Source organism: Bradyrhizobium sp. MI1.7 (assembly GCF_055811795.1).
This window is the reverse complement of the sequence record NZ_JBVVPO010000020.1, coordinates 30296-45014: the sequence shown is the minus strand read 5'-3', so window position 1 is coordinate 45014 and position 14719 is coordinate 30296. Positions and strand designations below refer to the sequence as shown.

The window sequence follows — 14719 nt, the reverse complement described above, 5'->3', positions numbered from 1 at the left end:
CCGCAGCGAAAAATCCAACTACAGCGCGAAGTGACTTACCACGGAGTGCAAGCGCGATTCGATGCAACGCAGATCGGCACGACGGAGATCATTTCGGCGGTAAGGCCTGCAGTTCAGGTGCGCACGAACATCGTCTCCATCCTCATGCTGCGCGAAAGGCTGTGCCGCTCGTGCGATGCCGGCAGGACAGCTACACTTTGCTCACCCTGCAGCAGCCTGCCATTCAGCCGACATTCATCGCAAGACGCCTATCGGTTCCAGACGATCAGGAGAATCCGATGAAACTGCCATCCGCAGCCGTCGCTGCCAGTCTTGTGTGTCTGATCATTGCGCCCGTGTTTGCGCAGACGGCGCCGACGACGGCTCCCGCTGCTCCAACCAGCACGGTGCCAGTCCCCGCGACCAAGCGCGTCACATGTCTTGCGACGACGCAAAGCCTGAAGGGCCAGGACAAGCGCGACCAGATGCAGCTCTGCATGGCGCAGGCGCGGGTCGATTGCCTCAAGCAGGCGATCGATCAGAAGGTCGTCGGCGAGCCCAGGAAGACCTTCATCAAGACCTGCGTGGGCGGAGATGCCACTGAACAGCAATAGAAGCGCAGGCGCGGCCTCACGGCTGCGGCTTCAGCGCGCCGGGGAAATGCCGCTGCAGCACGGCGGCGGGCGTGGCGTAGGCCTCTTGCAGGTCCACGCTCCAGTACTTCAATTCGTCGAGCGGTATCCGCGTGTCGGTGATCGCGCAGCGCACGAAGGTCCCCGGCGAGATCACGCGGAAATCGCCGTCGAGATATTGCACCTGCGCTTCGCCATGGCCCGAGGGGCCGAACTTGTTCAGCACGGTCGAAAGTCTCCGTGGAAGGCCTCTCCGTGGAAAACCCTGGAGGGCACGATGTGTTGGACGGGATTTAGCATAGATAGGGTGGCTTGTCCGCCCGGTAAACCCACCGGTTTGTGATGTTTTGCCGCCGTTTCCGCATGATAGTGCTTCGCGCGAGGGATGGCCGGTTCCGGCATCTTCCACGGCAGAATCCGATGCGCCTTCGACTGACCGCCCTGTTCCTGATGCTGCTGATGTCGGCCGCGCACGCCGCGCCGGCGCCGCAGCAGGTCGACATTCCGCTGTCGTCCGGAATCCTGCATGGGCAGCTCTACAAGCCCGAAGGCGAGGGGCCGTTTCCGACCGTGATCGCGCTGCACGGCTGCGGCGGCCTCGGCAATCATTCAGAATCGGTGCTGCCGCGCTATCGCGACTGGGCGCTGCAATTGCTGAAGGCCGGCAATGCCGTGCTGCTGCCCGACAGCTACGGCTCGCGCGAGCTTGGGCCGCAATGCCGCGTCAAGGAGATGCACATCAAGGCACGTCGCGAGCGCGTCGCCGACATCGCGGCCTCGCGCGCCTGGCTGATGAAGCAGAGTTGGGTCGCGCGCGACCGCGTCAGCCTGATCGGCTGGGCCAACGGTGCCAGCGCGCTGCTCTGGGCGGTGCGTCCGCAGAGCGCCGCGCGCGAAGCCGGGCCGGATTTTCGCGCGGCGATCGCGTTCTATCCGGATTGCCGGATCTCCGCCGGCCTCGGCTGGAGCGCGCGGGTGCCGACCCTGGTGCTGATCGGCGCCAATGACGACGTCTCGTCGCCGCCGGCCTGCCGCCAGATGGTCGATGGTGCGCGCGGCCGCAGCGCGCTCACGCGCATCGTGGTCTATCCCGGCGCCTATCACGATTTCGACCGCGCCAATACGCCGCTGCATGCAGCTGCCGGTACCACCGACGCCGCCGCGCCCGAGCACGGCCATCTCGGCACGGACGCAGAGGCGCGCGCGGAGTCGCAGCGGGAAGTCGCGGAGTGGCTGGCGCGGTGAGGGCGGTCCTGTAGCCCGGATGGAGCGGGCTTGTCCCGCCGTAGCTCGATAGAGCGAAGGCGGAAGCGGGGCCGCCCGAGGAACAAATCTGGCGGACAGCCCCGCATCGACCACCGCCCTGCACGGAGTATGGCCGACCGTGAATCTACGTATCGCGTGTCGCGGCGGTTTCAGCAGGTGACGGCGCCTTAGTTCGACCACGATGTCGATTAAACGCAGTCCTCATGCGCAACCGCTTCGTCCTGTTCTCATCCGCACTGATCGTCTTCACCGTCGCGATCTTCCTGTTCGAAGCCCACGCCGGCGCGCCGATGATCGCGCCGGAACATTGCGGCTTCTGGACCACGATCGACGCGGGATTGTCCTGCCGGTAGGACGGGCTGCAATGACGTGGTTGGGGCTGCATGCGTGCACCACACAGTCGGTGTCGTCGCCCGGCTTGACCGGGCGATCCAGCACTCCGAGACGTCCGTGAGTCACCGAGAAGCCGCGGCGTACTGGATTCCCCGCCTGCGCGGGGAATGACACCGAGGGCGGAACGCCGCCCTCGCGCCTCAGAACAAATTGCCCTGATCCACCGGCTTCGCCACGCGCTTCGGCGCCGGTTTTGCGTCTTGCGCGGCCGGCTTTGCTTGCGCCAACGCACGCTTTGCCGTCGGAACTGCACGATCCGCATCCGCCGTCGCACCGACACGGCCGTCCGCAAACTCGATCTCGACGCGTGCGCCGGGACCAATCGCGTCGGCCGAATGCAAGGGATGGCCGGCCTCGTCCCGTACCAGAGCAAAGCCGCGGGCGAGCACGCCGCGATACGACAACGCCGAGAGCAGCTTGCCGCTGTTCTCGATGCGGGCATCCAATCGCTGCAACAGCGTGACAAGCGCGCGGTTGGCGCGTTCGGCCAGACGATGCGTGCGCTCGCGCTGGCGGGCAATTGCGTTGCGCTGCGCCTGTGCATTCGAAAGTTTCGAGGCGCGCAAGCGCACCTCCAGCCCGGCGAAACGGTCGCGCCGTTGCCGCAGCAGCGAGCGCGCGGACAGGCCGAGCCGCTCGCCGCACACGGTGAGGCGGTGATCGGCCTGCGAAATCTGCCCGTGCAGCACCCGCAGCGTCAGCTTTGCGCTCGCCGCGGTAAACCGGCGGAAATGCGCATGCGTGTTGGCCTTGAGGCCGCGGGGTAGCGACGCGCCCGCCGAATCCAGCCGTTGCCGCGGGATTGCGAGCAGATCGCCCGCCGCGGGCAGGGCGCGCGCGGCGGCGCGCAGCTCGCTGCGGCGGCTCTCATGGGCACGCTGCCAATAGGCGCGGGTGCGCCGCGCGAGATCGGCGACCTCGACGAACAAGTCGCTGCGCACCGGCACCGCCATCTCGGCCGCTGCCGTCGGCGTCGGCGCGCGCTTGTCGGCGACGAAGTCGATCAGCGTGATGTCGGTCTCGTGCCCGACCGCCGAGATCAGCGGGATCATGCTCTCGGCTGCCGCCCGCACCACGATCTCCTCGTTGAACGACCAGAGGTCCTCCAGCGAGCCGCCGCCGCGTGCCACGATCAGCACATCGGGCCGCGGAATCTTGCCGCCCTCGGGCAGCGCATTGAAGCCGCGGATCGCGGCTGCGACCTGCTCGGCCGAGCCTTCGCCCTGCACCTTGACCGGCCACACCAGCACGTGGCGGGGAAAGCGGTCCTCAAGCCGATGCAGGATGTCACGGATGACGGCGCCGGTCGGCGAGGTCACCACGCCGATCACCTCCGGCAGCCAGGGCAGCAACTGCTTGCGCGCCTCGTCGAACAGGCCCTCGGCGGCGAGCTTCTTCTTGCGCTCCTCCATCAGCGCCATCAGCGCGCCGATGCCAGCCGGCTCCAGCGCCTCGATCACGATCTGGTATTTTGAGGAGCCCGGATAGGTCGTGAGCTTGCCGGTGGCGATGACCTCGAGCCCTTCCTGGGGCTTGAAGCGCATCCGCCCGTGCACGCCCTTCCAGATCACCGCCTCGATCTTGGCGCTCTCGTCCTTGAGCGCGAAATAGCAGTGGCCGGAGGAGTGGGCGCCGCGGAAACCGGAAATCTCGCCGCGGACCCGGACATGGCCAAAGGCGTCCTCGACCGTCCGCTTCAGGGACTGCGAGAGCTCGGAGACGGTGAATTCGGGGGCGTTGAGCAGTGGTTCCGCAGGCGGCATCGGCAAACGATTCGGCATTTTGGGGTCAGACCCGACGTTAAGGATTTTCGCGGCGCAGCGCCAATCCGGGGATTGATATGAAGAGTACTCTGTAATATAGAGTTCTCTATCGATGATCAGTTCGAGGGAGTTTGCGATGGCGATGCGGCTGCTGCGGGGTTCTCTAAGCCTGTTGAAATGGGGCCTGTGCGCGGTTGGCGCAGTCGCGCTGCTGCTCACCGCCCTGATCGCGACGCCGCTGGAACGACCTGCGGAGATGCGCTCAGTCTCGGACTCCGCCAAGGGGATCGACTGGTCCACCCTCCCGCCGCTGGAGCGGTTCCAGGCCCGCGACGGTACCTGGCTTGGCTTCCGGCACTACGCGCCGAAGGGGACGGCCACCGACCGCGGCGCCATCTTCATCCATGGATCGTCCGGTTCCTCCGGCACCGTGAACCATGCCCTGACGGCAGCATTCGCCGCGCACGGCGTCGAGACCTGGGCACTCGATACGCGCGGCCACGGCGCCTCCGGCACGCGCGGTGATATCGGCTATGTCGGCCAGCTCGAGGACGATCTGGTCGACTTCGTCGCCCATGTCCGCAAGAGCGCGCCCGATTTGCCACTGACCTTGATCGGCCATTCCGCCGGCGCCGGCTTCTCGCTGCGCGTTGCCGCGACGCCGATCATGCAGGACCTGTTCGTCCGCACCGTCCTGATTGCGCCCTATCTCGGCTACGACGCGCCGACCAACAAACCGCACGCCGGCGGTTGGGCCAATGCTGACCTTCCGCGCTACTTCGGGCTGGCGGCGCTGCGCAAGCTCGGCATCGACTGTTGTTCGCAGCTTCCAGTGCTCGCCTTCGCCGTGCCGCCGAACTCGGAGCGGATCCTGGTGCCGACCTATTCCGATCGCCTGATGCGCAACTTTGCGACGCGCGGCTATCGCCTCGATTTTCCGGCGGTGACTCATTCGATGACGATTTTCGGCGGTGCCGAGGACGAGATGATGATCTCGGACAAATATGCCGAGACCGTGCAGGCGGTGAAGCCGTCGGTCGACGTCAAGATGATCGACGGCGTCAATCACATGGGCATGGTCACCAACCCGAAGGCGGTCAATGCAATCGCCGAGGACGTGGCAACGCGCGGAGCAGGCCAGTCATGATCGACAGCAAGGAGGCGTCTGCAGCGTTGGCCGACATCGACGACATCGTCCAGCGCGTGAAGCAATCGCAGCTCTACGAGCTCGCAAGCCTCGCAGCGGTCTGGTGGGGAGTCCTGGTGTTCGCAGGCAATCTCGTGACCTGGCTCTGGCCGGTCTACGCGGTCCACGCCTGGGTTGCCGTGGACGTTCTGGGCGTCGGCGGTCTGGTCGGAATCCGGTTGCTCAATCCATCACCCCGTCCGCATGGTGCCGCCTTCGATGTCAGGCTCGTTCTGGTCTTCGTGCTGTTCTTCGCCTTCGGCTATCTCTGCACCAACGTCGTCGGCCATTTCGGTCCACGCCAGCTCGGCGCGTTCTGGCCGCTCTACTTCATGCTGTTCTATACGCTGGCGGGTCTCTGGTTCGGCTACGCCTTCGTCGCGATCGGTCTTGGCATCGCTGCGCTGACACTGATTGGGTTCTTCTACATCGGAGAGGCGTTCCCGCTCTGGATGGCGTTCGTCAATGGCGGCGGTCTGATCCTCGGCGGCCTTTGGATGCGGCGGATCTAGCGCATGGCCGAGCTCGACGACATCATCCACCAGCCGCTGCGGCTCAAGATCATGGCGGCATTGAACGCGCTGCCTGCGACTGCAGGTCTGGAATTTTCGAGGCTGAAAAAGCTCACCGGCGCCACCGACGGCAATCTCGGCGCACACATCGAGACGCTGGCGAAGGCGGGCTACGTCTCGGTCGACAAGGCCTTCGTCGGCAAGAAACCGCAGACCACGGTCACCGCCACCGCCGCCGGCCGCGGCGCCTTCGCACGCCATGTCGCGACGCTGCAGGAGATCATTGCGGGGAAGCAGGTGTAGCGGCGATTGTCGTTCTCGGGCGTCGCTGACGCGGTGCAGATTGTTGTGCCCTCTCCCCTTGCGGGAGAGGGCATCTCCGCCGGTGGACGCAGGCTCACTCGGGTGAGGGGGCTGCCTCCACGAGCTTTTATGCGTGTGGATAGATACCCCTCATCCGGCGCTTCGCGCCACCTTCTCCCGCAAGGGGAGAAGGAAAGCGGGCTTCGCCGCGCCCCCGGAATGACGGGGAGTTCGGGGCGTTTCCCCTTGAGACCCGCGGCGATTCGTGCGACCTCCGGCACCAGCAAACCCCTTATTCTGAGCCCTCGATGCACATTCTCCTGCTCGGTTCCGGCGGCCGCGAACATGCCCTGGCGTGGAAAATCGCAGCCTCCCCCCTGGTGACCAAGTTCTGGTGCGCGCCCGGCAATGCCGGCATCGCGCGGGAGGCGGAATGCGTGGCGCTCGATGTCGCCGACCATGCCGCGGTGATCGACTTCTGCAAGACGAATGCGGTCGAGCTCGTGGTGGTCGGCCCGGAGACGCCGCTGGCCGCCGGCATCGTCGACGACCTCACCGCCGCCGGCATCAAGGCGTTCGGGCCGAGCGGGGTGGCGGCGCAGCTTGAAAGCTCCAAGGGGTTCACCAAGGCGCTGTGCACCGAATTCGGCATTCCGACCGGCGCCTACAAGCGCTTCACCAACGCCAATGATGCGCGTGCCTACGTGCAGAGCCAGGGTGCGCCGATTGTGGTCAAGGCCGACGGCCTTGCCGCCGGCAAGGGCGTCGTGGTCGCCAAGACCGTGCGCGAGGCCGAGGACGCCATCGCCATGATGTTCGAGGGCGCCTTTGGCGATGCCGGCGCCGAGGTCGTGATCGAGGAATTTCTGCCGGGCCGCGAGATCAGCTTCTTCGCGCTGTGCGACGGCGAGACCGCCATCCCTCTCGCTTCCGCGCAGGACCACAAGCGGGTGTTCGACCACGACGTCGGCCCGAACACCGGCGGCATGGGCGCCTATTCGCCGACGCCGCTGGTCACGCCCGCGATCCACGATGCGATCATGGCAAAGATCATTTTGCCGACGGTCGCCGGCATGAAGCAGCGCGGCACGCCGTTCCGCGGCATACTTTACGCCGGGATCATGCTGACCACCCATGGCCCAAAGCTGTTCGAGTTCAACGTTCGCTTCGGCGATCCCGAGTGTCAGGTGCTGATGCTGCGGATGATATCCGACATCGTGCCGGCGTTCCTCGCCTCCTGCGACGGGGAGCTTAAGCACTTCGACCTGCGCTGGCATCCGGACTCCGCGCTCACCGTGGTGATGGCGGCGAAGGGCTATCCCGGCGACTATCAGAAGGGCACGCGCATCGAAGGGCTCGATGACGCCGCCAAGGTCGAGACCGCCGAGATATTCCATGCGGGCACGGTCGAGGAGGACGGCGCGATCCTCGCCAATGGCGGCCGCGTGCTCAACGTGTGCGCGCTCGGCAAGACCGTGACCGAGGCGCAGGCGCGTGCCTATCAGGCCGTCGACCGCATCAACTGGCCGGAAGGCTTCTGCCGCCGCGACATCGGCTGGCAGGCGGTGGAAGCCGAGAAGGCCCGGGGCTGACAGGCTTTTTTCCGGAATACACGCATGGTGGCATCAAGATTGCCGCGTGCCTCCGCCCCGCCACATCGACATTCCAAAATTGCGCAATCGCCTGTTGGGGTTAGCAACCCTCACAGGTGACGACCGTGCTACTGTGCATGGGGTTGTTTTCGACATTTTTGTTTGAGGCGGCCCAGGACTGACCAGACAGGACTGACCAGATATGGATGCAGAAGATGTCCGATCTCGCCGACCTCTATCCGGGCTTTGGCTCCGAGTGGGTCAACACCTCCTTCGGCCGCATCTTCGCCCGCGTCGGCGGCAAGGGGCCGCCGCTGCTGCTGCTGCACGGCTTCTCCGAGACCAACGTGATGTGGCACCGCGTGGCGCCGCAGCTCGCCGACAAGTTCACGCTGATCATTGCCGATCTGCCGGGCTATGGCTGGTCCGACATGCCCGAGAGCGATGCGCAGCACATCCCCTACAGCAAGCGCGCGATGGCCAAGGCCATGGTCGAGGCGATGGAGCAACTCGGCCACGTCCACTTCGCGCTTGCCGGCCACGACCGCGGCGGCCGGGTGTCGTATCGGCTGGCGCTCGATCATCCCGGCCGGCTGTCGCGCCTTGCGGTGCTCGATATCCTGCCGACCTATAATTACTGGGAGCGGATGAACCGCGCCTACGCGCTGAAGATCTATCACTGGACCTTCCTCGCCCAGCCGGCGCCGCTGCCGGAGACGCTGATCTCGGGCAATGGCGAGTTCTTCCTGCGCTTCAAGATGGCGAGCCAGACCAAGTCGAAGACGCTGGACGCCATCGACGAGCGCGCACTGGAACATTACATCGCCCCGTTCCGCGATCCCGCCCGCGTGCATGCGATGTGCGAGGACTACCGCGCCGGCGCCTATTTCGATTACGACCTAGACAAGACCGATTTCGAGGCCGGCAAGAAGATCACGGTGCCGATGCTGGCCCTCTGGGGTGGCGCGGGCATCGCCCAGGCCGCCGCGACGCCGCTCGATACGTGGAAGCAATGGGCGACCAACGTCGACGGCATGCCGGTGGACTCCGGCCATTTCCTCACCGAGGAGAACCCGGACGCCACCGCAAAGGCGCTGCGCGAGTTCTTCGCAGGCTGAACTAAGCTGTCGCGACACACACAACTGTCATCGCCCGGCTTGACCGGGCGATCCAGTACTCCGAGACGGTGGTGGTTGATCGATAGGCCGCGGCGTACTGGATGCCCCGCCTTCGCGGGGCATGACGGCGGAATATGTGAATCTACCGCCGCTCCCGAAAGAAGTCCCTGAGCAGCCGCGCCGCCTCGCTCTCGCCGACCCCGGAATAGACGTCCGGCGCATGATGGCAGGTGGGCGAAGCGAAGAACCGCACGCCGGACTCGACCGCGCCGCCCTTGGGATCGGCGGCGCCGTAATAGAGCCGCCTGACCCTTGCAAAGGAGATCGCGCCCGCACACATGGTGCAGGGCTCCAGCGTCACGTAGAGGTCGCAGTCGACCAGGCGCTCGCTGCCGATCTTTTTGGCGGCCTCGCGCAGCGCAATGATCTCGGCATGGGCGGTCGGGTCGTAATCGGTCAGCGTCCGGTTCGCCGCGGTGGCGATGACCTCGTAATTGCGGACCACGACGCATCCGATCGGAACTTCGCCCGCCTTTCCGGCATTTTCGGCCGTTTTGAGCGCCAAATCCATGAAAGAGGGGGCTTTCAAGCCTCGTATCATCGTCAGAAACCTGCTAGTAGCTCCGCCTTCAGCAAGAGTGAATACCGGATTTGCCTGAGCATGCGGCTCGAAACGAGCGCGCACAATGCTTTCTGGCCACCCCCTAAGTGAGATTATTCATGCCTCGCGACAGCGACAAAGACAACGATTCCCGCGGCCGGCGTGATCGAGGCCCGGCAAGGGGAGGCCCGCCCAAGGGCCGGTCCGGCAAGCCGCGTGGCCCTGAGAAGAAATTCGCCAAGCGCGGCCCTGAGGGCAGGGGCGACGCCCGCCCGCCCCGTGGCGACCGCGACAGCCGTCCGCCTCGCGCCGACCGCGGGGATCGTCCGTTCCGCCGCCGCGAGGAGGGCGATGCCCCGCGCCGCGATTTCAGCGACCGTCCGAAATTCAAGCGCGACGACCGTGGTGGTGAGGAGCGCGGCGAGCGCAGCTTCAAGCCGCGCGGCGACCGCCCGTTCTCCGATCGCGGCTCGCGCGATGGCGAGAAGCGGCCATTCAAGCCGCGTGGTGATCGTCCGTCCTATGGCCGTGACGACCGTCCGCCGCGCAGCCGGGATCGCGACGATTCCCGTCCCGCCGGCCGGTTCGGTGACAAGAAGTTCGGCGACAAGCGGCCCTACGCGCCGCGTGGCGACCGCCCGGAACGCAAGTTCGACGGCGAGCGGAAGTTTTCGCGCGGCGCACCGGATCGCGAGCGCGACCGTGGGGATCGCAGCGACCGCCCGCGCGACTTCGGCGACCGCCCGCGCGATCGCGGCGAGCGCAGCGATTCAAAGCCGTGGCAGAAGCGCGACGCGGGTCCGCGTGGCGATCGTCCGCCGCGCAAGGACTTCAGCAAGGGTCCGCGCAAGGATTTCGGCGGCCGCGACCGCAGCGAAGACAAGCCCTGGCAGAAGCGCGACGATCGGCAGGGTGGCGGCGATGACCGTCCGCGTTTCTCGCGCTCGCGCGACGATCGCGCGTCCGGCGATCGTCCGTTCCGCGAGCGGCCCAAGTTCGATCGACCCAAGTTCGATCGCCCGCGCGACGACCGTCCGAAATTCGATCGGCCCCGTCGTGATGGCGATGGCGAACGCGGCGGTGACCGTCCCAAATTCAATCGTCCGCGCGAGCGCTCTGAGGGCCGCTCCGACTGGCACGAGCATCCGCGCAACGAAGGCCGCTTCGGCGACCGTCCGCGCCGTGAAAACGAGGATGAGAGCAGGATCTTCGAGAAGCGCCCCGCCTTCGGCGGTCGCGGCGCCTATCGTGACCGTGATCGGGATTTCGAGGGCCGTCCGCGCCGTGACGAAGCACCGAAGCCGAAGAAGGCCGGCGAGCGTATCGCAAAAGTGCTGTCGCGTGCGGGCCTCGCCTCGCGCCGCGACGCCGAGGAGATGGTCACGCAGGGGCGCGTCTCCGTCAACGGCCGCGTCATCAATTCACCGGCGCTCGACATCACCTCGAACGATGTCGTCACTGTCGACGGCAAGCCGTTGCCGGAGCGTGAGCGCACGCGGCTGTTCCTCTACCACAAGCCGCGCGGCCTGATGACCACGCATGACGACCCTGAGGGCCGTCCGACCGTGTTCGACAATCTGCCCGAAGGCCTGCCGCGGCTGATCTCGATCGGCCGCCTCGACTTCAACACCGAAGGCCTGCTGCTGCTCACCAATGATGGCGGGCTCGCGCGCACGCTCGAGCTGCCGGACACCGGCTGGCTGCGCCGCTACCGCGTTCGCGCCCATGGCGACGTCACGCAGGCCCAGCTCGATCAATTGAAGGAAGGCATCGAGGTCGAAGGCGTCAAATACGGCCCGATCGAGGCGACGCTGGAGCGTGATCAGGGTGCCAATGTCTGGCTGGTGTTCGCGATCCGCGAAGGCAAGAACCGCGAGGTGCGCAACGTCTGCGCCCATCTCGGGCTCGAAGTGAACCGGCTGATCCGCGTGTCCTACGGACCGTTCCAGCTCGGCGAGGTCCCCGAAGGCCAGGTCGAGGAGATCAAGTCGCGCGTGCTGCGTGATCAGCTCGGCGACAAGGTGATCGAGAAGTCGGGCGCGCAGTTCGACGTGCCGAAGAAATCTTCTTCACCCGACGGCGAAGCGCCACGCGAGAAGAAGCCCGCCAGCAAGCGTGACGTGATCAACGATCGCAAGGGCCGCCGTGTGCTGGTACAGCGCACCGGCAGCGAGGAAGCGCGCGAGCGCAACGAGTCCGAGGCCAACGGCTACGGCCCGCCGCGCCGCCCCAAGCGCGGCTATCACGGCAAGCGCGATTTGACGCCGCGGGAGGACTGATTGCGCGTCGTCGGCGGTCGTTTGAAGGGGCGCAATCTCGCCTCACCGTCCTCGCGCGACATCCGCCCCACGGCGGACCGCCTGCGCGAGTCCGTGTTCAACATCCTCGTGCACGCCTATGACGATCCGATCGAGGATGCGCGCGTGCTCGATCTCTTCGCCGGCACCGGCGCGCTCGGCATCGAGGCGTCCTCGCGCGGCGCAAAGTTCACACTGTTCGTCGACAACGGCGCGGAAGCGCGCGCGCTGTTGCGCAACAATGTCGAGACGCTCGGCCTTGGCGGCGTGACCAAGGTCTATCGCCGCGATGCGACCGATCTCGGCCCTGCGCATCCCGTCGAGCCGTTCTCGCTGGTGTTCCTCGATCCGCCCTATGGCAAGGGATTTGCGGAGAAGGCGCTTGCGAGCTTGCGCGATGGTGGCTGGCTCACGCCGGGCGCGCTGCTCGTGGTGGAAGAGGCTAAGGCTGCGGAGTTCGTGACGCCGGAAGGTTTCGAGGAATTGGAGCGGCGGGCGTATGACGACACGGAGTTCGTGTTTTTGAGGAAGCCGTAGTCTCGCTGCCGTAGGGTGGGCAAAGGCGCAACGCGCCGTGCCCACCAACTTTCTGCGATCGCGATAGGTGGTGGGCACGCTTCGCTTTGCCCACCCTACGAAATCATCGCCGCCCGAACAGCTTCTCCACATCGCTCAGCTTCAGCTCGACATAGGTCGGCCGGCCGTGATTGCACTGGCCGGAGTTCGGGGTGTCCTCCATCTCGCGGAGCAGGGCGTTCATTTCCTCCGGCCGCAGCCGGCGGCCGGCGCGCACCGATCCGTGGCAGGCCATGGTCGCGGCGACGTGCATCAGGCGGCGCTCCAGCGGCAGCGCCTCGTCCCATTCGGCCATATGCTCGGAGAGATCGCGGAGCAGCCCGCCCGCATTGGTCTTGCCGAGCAGCGACGGCGTCTCGCGCACCGCGACCGCGCCGGGGCCGAAGGATTCGATCGCCAGCCCAAACGACGCAAGCTCCTCGCTGCGCTCCAGCAGGCGCTCGACTGTCGCCTCGTCCATCTCGACGATCTCGGGAATCAGGAGGATCTGCCGCTGCACGCCATTGGCGGCGAGCGAGGCCTTCAGCCGCTCGTAGACGATGCGCTCATGCGCGGCATGCTGATCGACGATGATCAGGCCGTCGCGGGTCTGCGAGACGATGTAGGTCTCGTGGATCTGCGTGCGCGCCGCGCCGAGCGGACGGTCGACCAGGTCAGCCGTCGGTTGCGTCTCGAACCGCACGTCCGCACTAGGTGCGCCGACGTCGAACGCGGCCTGCGCGCGCTCGGCGAAGGCGGGTGCGGCCGCACCTTCGAAGGACGGCATCGGCGCGACCGGGGCGGATGGCGAAGCCCGCCAGTCCCAGCTCGCAGGCCGTGGCGTGAAAGCGGGCCGGAACGAGGACAATGCGCTCTCGCCACTGTTGGCGGCCGTGCGCCGGCCCTCGCGCGCGAGCGCGTCCTTCAATCCGTGCACGATCAGCGCGCGCACGAGGCCGGCATTGCGGAAGCGCACCTCGGTCTTGGCCGGATGCACGTTGGCATCGACCTCGCGCGGATCGAGCGTGACGAACAACGCCAGCACCGGATGGCGGTCGCGCGGCAGATAGTCGGCATAGGCCCCGCGCACGGCGCCGAGGATCAGCTTGTCGCGCACCGGGCGGCCGTTGACGAAGAGATATTGCCCGAGCGCGTTGGCCTTGGTGAGCGCCGGCGCCGCGGCATAGCCGGCGATGACGACGCCCTCGCGCTCGGCGTGGACCTCGATGGCGTGGCTGCGGAATTCTGCGCCGAGGATATCGCCGAGCCGCGTCAGCCGTCCGGCGGCGCCGGGCAGCGCGGCGGTCCAGGTCACCGGCGCGCGCTCCTCGCCCGCGAGCGTGAAGGCGACGTCGGGCCGCGCCATGGCGAGGCGCCTGACCACCTCGCGGATCGCCTCCGCCTCGGTGCGATCGGTCTTCAGGAATTTCAGCCGCGCGGGCGTTGCATAGAAGAGGTCGTTGACCTCGACGCGCGTGCCATGCGCCAGCGCGGCCGGCATGATCTCGGACTTGTCGCCGCCCTCGACTGACAGCGCCCAGGCATGCGGCTCGCTCGCGTGCCGCGTGGTGATGGAAAGACGCGCCACGGAGCCGATCGAGGGCAGCGCCTCGCCGCGGAACCCGAGCGTGCGGATCTGGAGCAGGTCCTCGTCGTCGAGCTTGGAGGTGGCATGGCGTTCGACCGCGAGCGCGAGGTCCTTCGCGGTCATGCCGCTGCCGTCGTCGGTGATCCCGATCCGCCGCCGCCCGCCGCCATCGGTGAAGACGTCGATCCGGCTCGCACCGGCATCGATGGCGTTCTCGACCAGTTCCTTGACCACGCTTGCCGGACGTTCGACCACCTCGCCGGCGGCGATGCGGTTGACGACTTGCTCTGGCAGCTGGCGGACGGGCATGGGGCTTTCGATCTGGATTCGCTGACGGCGCTATTCTAGGCCGTGTTGCGTCAAAAGCATGTGTTGGGCAACAGCCGTGTGGCGGGCTGGGGAAGAGGGATGCCTATCACATTGAAGGGATTGGACGTTCGAGAAAATTGCGCAACCGGGACGGAGCGGTCGCCCTGCCTGCCGTCCTGATTGTGGGGGCACGGGCAGCGGTGTAGCATCGTGAAAAAATGGCAACAGGACGGGAGGACGCCATGTGCAATTTCTTCGCGCACCAGCCCCAACGCAACTACGAATCCCAGACCCGCTCGTTGCGGATCGGCGGGCACTGCACCTCGATCCGGCTGGAAATGGCGTTCTGGGACACGCTGGAGGAGATCGCGGCCAAGGAGAGCATGAGCGTCGGCAAGTTCCTGACCACGCTCTACAATGAGGTGCTCGACCATCACGGCGAGGTCAATAATTTCGCCTCGCTGCTGCGCTGCTCCTGCCTGATCTACCGCTCCCGGAGCGTGACGCAGGTGCAGGAGTTCAAGGCAACCGTCGCGCCCATCCTCGATGCGGCCGAGTAGCCGTTGCTGTGGCGGCCCGCATCCGCATTCTCAATGCCATCATGCCGAACGTTCTTGGCCTGCAT

15 protein-coding genes are annotated in these 14719 nt (G+C 66.4%); 11 read left to right on the top strand and 4 right to left on the bottom strand.

Annotated features, from left to right (window positions below):
• The first annotated feature begins 278 nt into the window (after positions 1-278).
• Positions 279-593, top strand: coding sequence for a hypothetical protein (locus tag AC0L3X_RS19715; RefSeq protein ID WP_063986703.1), 315 nt, complete (start codon positions 279-281; stop codon positions 591-593).
• Positions 594-609: 16 nt separating this feature from the next.
• On the opposite strand, the gene AC0L3X_RS19710 is transcribed toward AC0L3X_RS19715, so the two are convergent.
• On the bottom strand, positions 610-837 hold the full coding sequence (locus tag AC0L3X_RS19710) for a DUF2093 domain-containing protein (RefSeq protein ID WP_014491939.1): 228 nt from the start codon (positions 835-837) through the stop codon (positions 610-612).
• A 194-nt stretch (positions 838-1031) separates the two neighbouring features.
• Here AC0L3X_RS19710 and AC0L3X_RS19705 point away from each other — a divergent pair, with 194 nt between their 5' ends.
• Positions 1032-1856 (top strand): dienelactone hydrolase family protein, encoded by an 825-nt coding sequence (locus AC0L3X_RS19705; RefSeq protein ID WP_063985607.1) that lies wholly within the window; start codon positions 1032-1034, stop codon positions 1854-1856.
• A 224-nt stretch (positions 1857-2080) separates the two neighbouring features.
• Entirely contained in the window at positions 2081-2230 is a 150-nt protein-coding gene (locus AC0L3X_RS19700; protein ID WP_008130160.1) for a hypothetical protein, read from the top strand.
• 180 nt (positions 2231-2410) lie between these two features.
• Here AC0L3X_RS19700 and xseA read toward each other — a convergent pair whose 3' ends face one another.
• Positions 2411-4051, bottom strand: a complete 1641-nt coding sequence (gene xseA / locus AC0L3X_RS19695; protein WP_084795308.1) for an exodeoxyribonuclease VII large subunit — start codon at positions 4049-4051, stop codon at positions 2411-2413.
• Between the two features lie 118 nt (positions 4052-4169).
• On the opposite strand from xseA, the gene AC0L3X_RS19690 reads away from it, so the two are divergent.
• The 5 genes from AC0L3X_RS19690 (at position 4170) to AC0L3X_RS19670 (ending at position 8744) form a co-directional block, all read left to right on the top strand.
• Positions 4170-5180, top strand: coding sequence for an alpha/beta hydrolase (locus AC0L3X_RS19690; protein ID WP_063985605.1), 1011 nt, complete (start codon positions 4170-4172; stop codon positions 5178-5180).
• Positions 5177-5731: a hypothetical protein gene (locus tag AC0L3X_RS19685; protein WP_063985604.1), complete on the top strand. Its 555-nt coding sequence runs from the start codon at positions 5177-5179 to the stop codon at positions 5729-5731. Before AC0L3X_RS19690 ends, AC0L3X_RS19685 begins: the two co-directional genes overlap by 4 nt.
• 3 nt (positions 5732-5734) lie before the next feature.
• Complete coding sequence (locus AC0L3X_RS19680) at positions 5735-6034, top strand: winged helix-turn-helix domain-containing protein (protein ID WP_063985603.1); 300 nt, start codon at positions 5735-5737, stop codon at positions 6032-6034.
• Positions 6035-6342: 308 nt separating this feature from the next.
• A complete protein-coding gene (gene purD, locus AC0L3X_RS19675) occupies positions 6343-7626 on the top strand; it encodes a phosphoribosylamine--glycine ligase (protein WP_063985602.1) in 1284 nt (427 codons plus the stop codon).
• Positions 7627-7841: 215 nt separating this feature from the next.
• Positions 7842-8744: an alpha/beta fold hydrolase gene (locus tag AC0L3X_RS19670; protein WP_063986702.1), complete on the top strand. Its 903-nt coding sequence runs from the start codon at positions 7842-7844 to the stop codon at positions 8742-8744.
• A gap of 142 nt (positions 8745-8886) precedes the next feature.
• On the opposite strand, the gene AC0L3X_RS19665 is transcribed toward AC0L3X_RS19670, so the two are convergent.
• A complete protein-coding gene (locus tag AC0L3X_RS19665) occupies positions 8887-9345 on the bottom strand; it encodes a nucleoside deaminase (protein WP_038945284.1) in 459 nt (152 codons plus the stop codon).
• 119 nt (positions 9346-9464) lie between these two features.
• Between AC0L3X_RS19665 and AC0L3X_RS19660 the strand changes: the two genes are divergently transcribed.
• Entirely contained in the window at positions 9465-11624 is a 2160-nt protein-coding gene (locus AC0L3X_RS19660) for a pseudouridine synthase (protein WP_231143639.1), read from the top strand.
• On the top strand, positions 11625-12179 hold the full coding sequence (gene rsmD / locus AC0L3X_RS19655) for a 16S rRNA (guanine(966)-N(2))-methyltransferase RsmD (protein ID WP_063985600.1): 555 nt from the start codon (positions 11625-11627) through the stop codon (positions 12177-12179). It abuts the gene before it with no gap.
• A 103-nt stretch (positions 12180-12282) separates the two neighbouring features.
• Here rsmD and mutL read toward each other — a convergent pair whose 3' ends face one another.
• Positions 12283-14094 carry a DNA mismatch repair endonuclease MutL gene (gene mutL, locus AC0L3X_RS19650; RefSeq protein ID WP_063985599.1) on the bottom strand — a complete coding sequence of 604 codons (1812 nt, stop codon included), beginning with the start codon at positions 14092-14094 and terminating at the stop codon, positions 12283-12285.
• 242 nt (positions 14095-14336) lie between these two features.
• On the opposite strand from mutL, the gene AC0L3X_RS19645 reads away from it, so the two are divergent.
• The gene (locus AC0L3X_RS19645) at positions 14337-14654 is read left to right on the top strand and encodes a ribbon-helix-helix domain-containing protein (RefSeq protein ID WP_063985598.1); all 318 of its coding nucleotides are present in this window, start codon (positions 14337-14339) and stop codon (positions 14652-14654) included.
• Positions 14655-14719: the final 65 nt, after the last annotated feature.